This is a genomic window from Pseudomonas sp. 2VD (assembly GCF_005503585.1).
GTDB classification, from domain to species: Bacteria; Pseudomonadota; Gammaproteobacteria; order Pseudomonadales; family Pseudomonadaceae; genus Pseudomonas; species Pseudomonas aeruginosa.
In genome coordinates this window covers 1-9,980 of record NZ_SCND01000226.1, presented here as the reverse complement: position 1 = coordinate 9,980, position 9,980 = coordinate 1, and the positions used below count along the sequence as shown (strand labels likewise).

9 protein-coding genes are annotated in these 9,980 nt (G+C 65.2%); 7 read left to right on the top strand and 2 right to left on the bottom strand.

The window, feature by feature from the left end:
* A partial coding sequence (locus FFS27_RS21605; RefSeq protein ID WP_137952201.1) for a LysR substrate-binding domain-containing protein occupies positions 1-722 on the bottom strand: 722 nt, incomplete at its 3' end.
* A gap of 100 nt (positions 723-822) precedes the next feature.
* On the opposite strand from FFS27_RS21605, the gene FFS27_RS21600 reads away from it, so the two are divergent.
* The 7 genes from FFS27_RS21600 to FFS27_RS21565 all read left to right on the top strand — a co-directional run bounded on the left by FFS27_RS21600 (position 823) and on the right by FFS27_RS21565 (position 8,242).
* A complete protein-coding gene (locus FFS27_RS21600; RefSeq protein ID WP_003089646.1) occupies positions 823-1,683 on the top strand; it encodes a pirin family protein in 861 nt (286 codons plus the stop codon).
* A 97-nt stretch (positions 1,684-1,780) separates the two neighbouring features.
* Positions 1,781-2,461, top strand: a complete 681-nt coding sequence (locus FFS27_RS21595) for a hydrolase (RefSeq protein ID WP_003111283.1) — start codon at positions 1,781-1,783, stop codon at positions 2,459-2,461.
* A gap of 81 nt (positions 2,462-2,542) precedes the next feature.
* Positions 2,543-3,961: an OprD family porin gene (locus FFS27_RS21590; protein WP_137952200.1), complete on the top strand. Its 1,419-nt coding sequence runs from the start codon at positions 2,543-2,545 to the stop codon at positions 3,959-3,961.
* 33 nt (positions 3,962-3,994) lie between these two features.
* On the top strand, positions 3,995-4,915 hold the full coding sequence (locus tag FFS27_RS21585) for a SphA family protein (protein ID WP_003089649.1): 921 nt from the start codon (positions 3,995-3,997) through the stop codon (positions 4,913-4,915).
* A gap of 590 nt (positions 4,916-5,505) precedes the next feature.
* On the top strand, positions 5,506-5,820 hold the full coding sequence (locus FFS27_RS21580) for a hypothetical protein (protein WP_003113065.1): 315 nt from the start codon (positions 5,506-5,508) through the stop codon (positions 5,818-5,820).
* A gap of 580 nt (positions 5,821-6,400) precedes the next feature.
* Positions 6,401-6,913 (top strand): BRO-N domain-containing protein, encoded by a 513-nt coding sequence (locus FFS27_RS33320; protein ID WP_003089651.1) that lies wholly within the window; start codon positions 6,401-6,403, stop codon positions 6,911-6,913.
* Between the two features lie 531 nt (positions 6,914-7,444).
* On the top strand, positions 7,445-8,242 hold the full coding sequence (locus FFS27_RS21565; protein WP_009316182.1) for a hypothetical protein: 798 nt from the start codon (positions 7,445-7,447) through the stop codon (positions 8,240-8,242).
* Positions 8,243-8,374: 132 nt separating this feature from the next.
* Here the strand turns inward: FFS27_RS21565 and FFS27_RS21560 are convergent.
* Positions 8,375-9,980 (bottom strand): amino acid adenylation domain-containing protein (locus FFS27_RS21560; protein WP_137952199.1); only part of this gene is annotated, 1,606 nt, incomplete at its 5' end.

Genomic DNA, 9,980 nt, shown 5'->3' with positions numbered 1-9,980 from the left:
CCCTCCAGCACCGCCTGGCGCAAGGTGCCGAGGTCGTCGCTGAGCAGTTGCGGGCGCAGGTTGAGGGCCGCGCTGCTGCCATCCGCGCCGACCAGCCGCAGGCTGCCGTCCAGGCGCGAACGCTCCCAGCCGACGTAGGGCATCGCCGACAGGTCGGCCGGCAGCTCCGGCGGGCGGTAGCGGGCCAGCAGCTCCGGGCTGGCCACCAGCACCTGCGGGCTGCGTGCCAGCACCTTCATCACCAGGTCGCTGTCCTCCAGCGGCGGGAAACGCAGCGACAGCGAGATGTCGTAGCCTTCGGCGATCACGTCGACCCGGCGATTGAAGGTCTTCACGTACAGCTCGACGTTCGGATACTGCGCCATGAAGCGCGCCAGCATCGGCGCCAGTTCGAAGTGCAGCAGCGGCGTCGAGCAGGTCAGGCGGACCATTCCGCACGGCTCCGAGCGGTTCTGTTCGATGACGTCCTCGGCAGCCTCCGCTTCCACCGTCATCGCCACGCAATGACGGTAGTAGGCCTGGCCGATCTCGGTCACCTGGAATTGCCGCGTCGAGCGCTGCACCAGGCGTACGCCCAGGCGCGCCTCGAGCTGCGCGACCTTGCGGCTGATGGTCGACTTCGGAATCCCCAGCACCCGCCCGGCGGGGGCGAAGCCACCGTGCTCGACCACCTTGGCATAGATGAAAAGCGCGTTCAGATCGAACACCAGCTCACCACTCATCGTTCCACCTGCGAGACTCTGAGACTTGATTTGCGGACTACCGGTTCCCACTCCCAGGAACTAGCGTATCGCTCCATCGACTCAATCGAGGAGCACCGACGTGAAAAAGGTCCTGGGAATCTACGGCAACGCCAACCGCCACTGGGTGGGCGACGGATTCCCCGTTCGTTCGCTCTTTTCCTACAACACACTGGGCCAGCATATCAGCCCGTTCCTCTTGCTGGACTACGCCGGGCCTGCTGATTTCCCCCCCGCACAGCAGCGCCGCGGCGTAGGCCAGCATCCTCATCGCGGCTTCGAGACGGTGACCATCGTCTACCAGGGCGAGGTCGAGCACCACGACTCCACCGGCGCCGGCGGACGCATCGGGCCGGGGGATGTGCAGTGGATGACGGCGGCCTCCGGGATCCTCCACGAGGAGTACCACTCGGAACGCTTCCGTAGCACAGGTGGAACGCTGGAAATGGTCCAGCTATGGGTCAACCTGCCCTCCAGCGACAAGATGAACCCGCCGCGCTACCAGACCCTGCTGGATGCCGACATTCCCCGCGTCGGCCTGCCCGACAGGGCCGGCGAACTGCGGGTGATCGCCGGACGCTACGGCCGCCACCAGGGGCCGGCGCTGACCCACTCGCCGCTGGCGGTCTGGGACGTGCAGCTGAAGGCCGGCAAGCACCTCGCCCTCGACCTGCCCAAGGGACATACCTGCGCCGTGGTGGTCCTGCGCGGCACCCTCGCGGTCGGCGACGAGATCGTTCGCGAAGCCCAGGTCGCCCTGCTCGACCGCGACGACCCGCGGCTGGAACTGGAAGCCAACAACGACGTGCAGTTGCTGGTGCTCAGCGGCGAGCCGCTGGACGAGCCGATCATCGGCTATGGCCCCTTCGTGATGAGCAGCCGCGAGGAAATCGACCAGGCCATCGAGGACTTCGAGAACGGGCGCTTCATCCGCGCCCACTGAAGTCCGCCCCCCTACGACATGGCCCGCGCAGGAAGCGCGGGCCCGGCCGGGCTTTGCCCGAAATTCACGGACGACCACCCTGCAAGAGGAAATGGAAATGAGCGCTCCCGCCAACTTCAACGGCCAGACCCCGAAGATCGATCCGGCCAACGCCGCCATGTTGCTGATCGACCACCAGAGCGGCCTGTTCCAGACGGTCAAGGACATGCCGATGACCGAACTGCGCGCCAACGCCACCACCCTGGCCAAGGTCGCCACCCTGGCGAAGATCCCGGTGATCACCACCGCCTCGGTACCGCAGGGCCCCAACGGCCCTCTGATCCCGGAGATCCACGAGGCCGCGCCGCACGCCCAGTACGTCGCGCGCAAGGGTGAGATCAATGCCTGGGACAACCCGGAATTCGTCGCCGCGGTGAAGGCCACCGGCAAGAAGCAACTGATCATCGCCGGCACCATCACCAGCGTGTGCATGGCCTTCCCCAGCATCGCCGCGGTACACGACGGCTACCAGGTGTTCGCGGTGATCGACGCCTCCGGCACCTACTCCAAGATGGCCCAGGAAATCACCCTGGCACGGGTGGTCCAGGCCGGCGTGGTGCCGATGGACACCGCCGCGGTCTGCTCGGAAATCCAGCGCACCTGGAACCGCGACGACGCCGTGCAGTTCGCCGAGGCCTACAGCGCGGTCTTCCCGCACTACCAACTGCTGATCGAGAGCTACGCCAAGGCCCAGGCCGTGGTCAACAACCACGAGCAACTGGATTCGCAGCGCAAGTGATCCATGGGAAGGAAGGGGCTGCACGCCCCTTCTTTTGCCGAGCAGGAGCCTGGTGGACAGCAACGACTACGGACCGGACCCATGCCTGATTCCTCCATGAAGCGCGGGGCTACGCTCTGCCTTGCCCTTGCCATAGGTCCGGGCTCGACCCTCGCCGACGACTCCCTGGGCCATCGCGACAACATCAGCACCGGCCTGAACCAGCGGCAGAAAGCCGAAATGAAGGTGCCGCCGGGCTTCGTCGAAGGCTCGACGCTGAACGGTTTCATCCGCAACTACTATTTCGCCCGCGACAACCACGACACCCCGTCCCGCCGCGACCAGCGCGAATGGGCCCAGGGCCTGATGCTGTCGTTCCGCTCCGGCTATACCGACACGCCGATAGGCATCGGCCTGGATGCGCACGCCTTCTACGGCCTGCGCCTGGACGGCGGTGGCGGCAGCGGCGGTGCCGGCGTGCTGCCGCTGGACTCCGCCGGTCGCCCCGCCGACAGCTTCTCGGCGGCCGGCGCGGCCCTCAAGCTGCGCGGCCTGGACAGCCTGCTGAAGATCGGCGACCAGTTGCTGGAGAACCCGGTGATCGCCAGCGGCGTCAGTCGCATGGTGCCGCAGAGCTACCGTGGCGTGACCCTGAAGAACTACCATTTCCGCGCGTTCGAACTGGACGCCGGCTTCGTCGAAGCCACCCGCCTACGCAACCAGAGCGGCCACAGTCATCTCACCAGCGGCTACGGCAACGGCACCAAGGGCGGTATCGCCGCCGATCGCGAAAGCCCGCACATCGCCTGGCTGGGCGCCAGCTACAGCGCCCCCGGCGGCAGCCAGGCAACGCTCTACAGCGGCCGCCTGGAGGATATCTGGAACCAGCACTACCTCGGCCTCAGCCAGCCGTGGCGGCTTTCCAGCCAATTGACCCTGACGCCCTGGCTGCATTACTACAAGACCCGCGACCAGGGCCGCAGCCAGCTCGGCCGGATCGACAACGACCTCTACAACGCCGGCCTGACCCTGGCCGGCGGCGGCCAGTCGCTGAGCCTCAGCCTGCAAAAGGTCGATGGCGACACCCCGTTCGACTTCATCGCGCAGAACGACCGGACCTTCCTCTACGAAAGCAACGCCATGCAGTACGCCGACTTCAACGGCCCCGGCGAGCGCTCGTGGAAGATCCAGTACCAGGCCAGCCTGGCCTTCCTCGCCGCCCCGGACTGGCAATTCGGCGCCGCCTACGGCCGTGGCCAGGCCGACCTGACCCGGGTCGACCCGGACAGCGCGGGCTACGGCTACCTCTACAACCCCAATGGCAAGAACGCCCAGCACTGGGAACGCGACCTGTCGCTGCGCTATGCCTTCCCCGCCGGCCCGGCCAAGGGCCGCAGCGTGACCCTGCGCTGGGCCACCCACCGCCCCGGCGAAGGCTACACCGCCCCCGGCAACACCCGCGGCAACTCCAGCTCCGACGAATACCGGGTGGTGGTCGACTACCCGATCAGGTTGCTCTGAACCCACGGAACCAGAAAAAAGAGAAACTCCCTCATGCGTGCAGCCCTGCTACCCACCTTCGGCGCCCTCTCCGCCGCGCTCTGCCTGGAGGCCCGCGCCGACGCCGTCGCGCTGCCGCCGCTGGCGCTCGGCAACGCCAGCTTCATGGACGGCGTCAGCCGTCCCGGCATGCTCTTCGAACTGCCCCTGCAATACGTTCGGGCGAACAACGCCAGCGACGCCGGCGGGCATTCGGTTCCCGGTCGGCAACGGGTTCGTGGCACCACGCTGTTGCCGCACTTCGCCTACCTCAGCCAGAATACCCTGCTCGGCGCCCACTACGGCGCCGAAGTGCTGCTGCCGCTGGTACGCCTGGACCTCGATATCGACGGCGGCCCGGACGGCCGGCGCACCCGCCAGGGCGACCTGATCGTCAGTCCGCTGATGCTGCAATGGGGGCCCGCTACGCTGTTCGGCCGCCCCTACTGGCAGCGCCTGAACTTCGTCTTCTCCCTGCCCACCGGCGACTACGACAAGGACGCCGCGATCAACACCGGCAGCAACACCTGGATCTTCAACCCGCACTACGCCTTCACCTGGGAACTGGGCGAGCGCCTGGAACTCAGCGGCCGCCTGCACTACGCCTGGATCAGCCGCAACGACGACCCCTCGCCGCGCCTGGGCGCAAACGACGTACAGCCGGGACAGGCGCTGCACGCGAACTTCTCGATCTCCTACGCGCTGGACCCGCACTGGCGGATCGGCCTGGCCGGCTACCAGTTGAAACAGATCAGCGCCGACCGCATCGACGACCACCGGCAGGCCGACTCGCGCGAGCAGGTCTTCGGCATAGGCCCGGGGGTGATGTACAGCCAGGGCAGGCAAACGCTGTTCGCCAACCTCTACGCCGAAAGCGGCGCGCGCAACCGCAGCGAAGGCAACCAACTGACCCTGCGCTACCTGCTGGCGTTCTGAATCGGCGGATAACGCCCTGGAAACGCCGACACCTCCCCAGCTCCGTAGGGCGAATAACCGCTCGCGGTTATCCGCCGCTTATCCGCGACATCGGCGGATAACGCCCATGGCGTTATTCGCCCTACGCACCCCGGAAACGCCGGACAGCGTCCCAACTCCGTAGGGCGAATAACCGCTCGCGGTTATCCGCCGCTTATCCGCGACATCGGCGGATAACGCCCATGGCGTTATTCGCTCTACACACCCCGGAAACGCCGGACAGCTCCCCAGCTCCGTAGGGCGAATAACCGCTCGCGGTTATCCGCCGCTTATCCGGGGTATCGGCGGATACCGCCTGTGGCGGTATTCGCCCTACAGGCCCTGGAAACGCCGGACAGCTCCCCCGGACATTTCCGCAGGCTCTCTCAGAAGCCCGGGAATTGGATAAAAACCCAGTAGGAGGATGATGGAGGGGCCGGCAAATCCGTCCCGCAGGGACAGGACCGAACGGCACTGCCCTCTATTTTCTGAGGGCAAAAAAGACGCGGGCCGCAGGTGGTGGAACACCTACGACCCGCTAACCACAACCCAGCTTACTAAGGAGCTGACCCATGGCTAAGCCGAATGATACGTCCAACCCCGAGGTAACAGAATCGTCCCCCCGCTTCGTCCCGCTGCTACCCACCTCCCAGGCCGACATGTGTCCGCGTAGCGCCACCCTGTACGTGGACACCCATGCACTCCCCACGCACTTGTTCGACAACGCGAAAGTGCGCTTGAGGTCGGCGATCAACATCCTGGCCATGACCCGTTTGCTCGATGAGAAAGAAGAGCCCGGCGGCACCCTGGCCTACATCAACGGTGCGTTGCTGTCGCTGCTCAGCGATGCCTTGTCCGAAATCGAGGCGGGCCACCCGAGCCTGTAGCGCCGCTCCCTGGCGCGACGCCCCCGGCCAGGCCGGGGGCTTTGCGGCATCGCCATCACAAGACCTTTCGCGCCCGAACGGCACGCTTGATCGCCGTCCCGGTCCTCGCGAAACGGCCGCCAATTGCCCGAAGCTTCCGACCCTTTTTTCGGACGATTTCTTACGCCCTTATAAATCAGCAAGTTACGAGACCTCGAAAAAAGAGGTTTTCTGGCAGGGAAAAACCCGCCGCTCCTGTTTTCCGCCAAATGGCTATAGGTTTTCCGGGCCAGCCCAGTGCCACGCAGATGACCAGGAAATGCTCAGGGAACGGGTTCGGCTGCGAGCAGTTCACCGCCATATAGACAGTGGACAAGAGCCTACCCTCATAGGCCTAGCTGTTCAGCGGGCTTGTGCCATCGGAGACTTCGTACAAGGCTTAGCCATTGCCGTCCTACAGGCGCTGTCAGTAGGCTTTTTTCGCCGGCGACTTCGGTTCCCGGCAGGCCACAGCCTGCTGGCCCAACACCCACGAGCGGCCTGTCTCCCTGCCGCGCCGGCAGAAGCCAGGCAGCGGACAGCTCAGAGAAGGATTTCTCCTATGCACGGCCATACCCAGCTTGCCCCGCACTACTTCTTCCGACAGCAGCGATTGCTGCGCGCGCTGCTGATCGACGACCAGGCCTGGTTCGTCCTCGACGACTTCGCCCGGCTCATCGAACACAGCCAGCCCGAACAGATGCTCGCCCGCCTGGACGACGACCAGGCGCGCCGCGAGTCGTTGCGTTCCGAACGTGGCGAAGACCAGGCGCAGTGGCTGATCAGCGAGTCCGGCGCGTATGCCGCGCTGATCTACCAGCAGCGCGGCGATGGCGGCGAATTGCGCCGCTGGCTCAGCGGCGAGGTGGTGCCGGAGTTGCGCAGCGCCACCGACGACAGCGGCATGCCGCGCTACGTCAAGTTGCGCTGGGAGCGCCAGGTGGTGCACATGCTCGACTGGCAGGGCAAGCTCTGGGTGAATTTCAGCGAGATGCCCGACCTCCTCGAACGCCAGGGCGAGCCCATGGTGCAACTGGGTTGGCGACGCTGGTTGCGCAAGTTGCGGCCGCTCTAGGCGAGCGGCCACTTGCTCGTCGCCGGGGCTCCACTCCTCCACCCGTTCGAGACGAAAGCCCGAACCCGATCAACAGGTTGAGCAGGCTGCCCAGCGTGCGGTGACGCTTGACCACGCCGCTGGCCAGCCAGTCGGTGGTACGCGGCCCTTCGATCGAGTAGCGGTCCAGCAGGTGCACCATCCCTCCCTGTCCAGCCGCCAGCCGGACAGCGGTATGGCGTGCAGGTTGACCGGCAGGCGGCGAAGAAGTCGTCGCGATCGTGGATGTTCTGCGTCATCTGCCACCTCCCGGAAGGACAGCGAAAGAATAAAGGCCGGCGGCGAAGAGCGACCGCCAGCGCAGCGAGCCGAAGCAAGTTCCGAATATAAGTTAATACCCTGTCAGATCTGGCAGCTTAAGGCGTATGGCGGCGCCAGTTAACAATATGGAAATAGACTTTCCCTAGCCTCACCTCCACGCACAACAACAAGAAGTCATCGGCATGAAAAAAATTCGAAAATTAATATTGGATGATTCCTTCGGAGAAGATTATGACTGCCAGGATCTACCGGGAAGTCGTCAACCCGGGAAAACTCGACGAAACACAGAGGGGAAACCTCGCAAGCGAACTCTACGCGATTCACGCCAGGATCTTTCATGGCGTCCAGTATGAATCCTTCGCTCGCGAGGTCATCCACTCCACTGCCCGCCTCACCCGCATCGCCATCTACCGCAACCGCCAGCACGAGATCGTCGGCTATTGCGCCGTGCATTTCCACGACTCGGAAGTCTTCCAGTACAGCAAGGCCTGCGTGATCCGCGCCGAGTCGGGGATCCTCCCGGAGTACCGCGGGACCAACCAGAGCATTCCCTTCCTTACCCGCCAGGTGCTGCGCTACAAGTTGCTCAACCCCGGCAAGCGCCTGCTGTTCCTCGACACCCTGATCCATCCCTCCAGCTACGCCCTGGTGACCAAGTACGTGGATGACGTCTGGCCCTGCCACTGCGACCTGGAAAGCCACCACGTGAAGTTCCTCGAACACCTGATCGCCCAGTTCAGCTTCAAGCGCAGCAGCAACGATCCGCTGGTGGTCGACACCGGCTGGACCACCACCGAGGCCGATCACGAACGGGCACGCTGGGCTACGCACAGCAATCCGAATGTGCGTTTCTTCCTTGATCGGAACCCGGAATATCACAAGGGCAACGGATTGATCACGGTATTCCCGATTACCTTGAAGAACATCTTTACGGCGACCCGGCGTTTCAAGCGCAGTTCTTCGGTCAAGCGTAAACAGCACCAGCGTTACAACGCGGCTTCGGCGAAAGTCGGGAATATCGCGTTGTAATGAATCAAGCCGACCCATATATCGGCGTTTATATATACGCACATATATGAAGAATGGCCGGAAGGGAGTATGGAACATTCCCTTCCGGCCATTTTCATCGCCCCCCGCGAAGGGCTCGGCGGCCGGATCCGATCAGAGCATTTCCAGCTTCGACATCAGGTCGTTCAGGCGCTCGGCCTTCTGCTCGCTGATCTCGCTCGGGGCCAGGGACTCGACGTAGCTGGCCAGCTCTTCCACCGTGGTGCATTCGAACATCGCCCGTAGCGGCACGTTGCGTTGCAGGGCCTTCTGCACCCGCGAGGCGATCTGGGTGGCCAGCAGCGAATGCCCCCCGAGTTCGAAGAAGTTGTCGAACACCCCGACCCGCTCGACCTTCAGCACCTCGGCCCAGATCCGTGCCAGGGTTTCCTCCAGTTCGTTGCGCGGGGCCTGGTAGGCCTGGTTCTGCATCTGGCCGATGTCCAGCGCCGGCAGCGCCTTGCGGTCGAGCTTGCCGTTGGCGTTGAGCGGCATCCGGTCCAGCACCAGCCAGTGCAGCGGCACCATGTAGTCCGGCAGGTCGGCGCGCAGTTGCTGCTTGATCCGCTCGAACCAGGCGCCCTGCTCCACCATCAGTCCGGCCGGCGAGTCGGCGCTGGAACGCTGTGTCTCGCCGGGAACCAGGTAGCCCACCAGGTACTTGCCGTTCGCCCCTTCCTGGACCGCCACCGCCGCCTCGCGGACGTCGGCGCGTTCGTGCAGGCGCGCCTCGATCTCGCCCAGCTCGATGCGGAAGCCGCGGATCTTCACCTGGTGGTCGATCCGCCCGACATATTCCAGCACTCCGTCGGCGCGCCGCCGCGCCAGGTCGCCGGTACGGTACAGACGCTCGCCCGGCGCGCCGAACGGATGCGGGACGAAGGCCTGGGCGGTGCGTAGCGGATCGCCGACGTAGCCACGACCGACGCCGGTGCCGGCCACGCACAGCTCGCCCACCGCGCCCAGCGGCACCAGTTCGAAGGCGTCGTCGGCGCCGGCACCGAGCAGGTACAGGCGGTTGTTGTCGGTGGGACTGCCGATCGGCAGGTAGGTGCTCTCGGTGGAGGCCAGGTCGACGCGGAAGAACGCCACGTCGTCGGAACACTCCGCCGGCCCGTAGGCATTCACCAGGCCGATCCGTGGGTAGCGCTTGAGCCACTGGCGCGCCAGTTCCGGCGGCATCGCCTCGCCGGTGGGCAGCATCCAGCGCAGGCCGTCGAGGGCCTGGCGCTCTTCGGCGAGCATGCCCTGGATCAGCGACGGCACGCTTTCCAGCACCGTGATGCCCTGTTCGCCGACGTGCGCCAGCAGGCCCTGCGGATCGTGGGCGATGGCGTTCGGCACGATCGCCACGCGGGCGCCGAACAACGGCGCGGCGAGGAACTGCCAGACCGAGATGTCGAAGCTCTGCGAGGCGGTCTGGGCGATCACGTCGTTCTCGTCCAGTTCCAGGTACGGGACCTTGCTCAACTGGTTGTTGAGCATGCCCGCCTGCTCCACCATCACGCCCTTCGGCAGTCCGGTGGAGCCGGAGGTGTAGATCACGTAGGCGAGGTTCTGCGGCCCGCTGTAGACCTGCGGATCATGCTCGGCGCCCTCGCCCTGCTGGATCTCGTCCCACACCAGCAGGCGCGGCCGGTCGACGCAGCCGAGTTCGTCGAACAGCGCCAGCGCCTGCTCACGGCAGGCCTGGGTGCAGACCAGTACCGGCGTGCGGCTC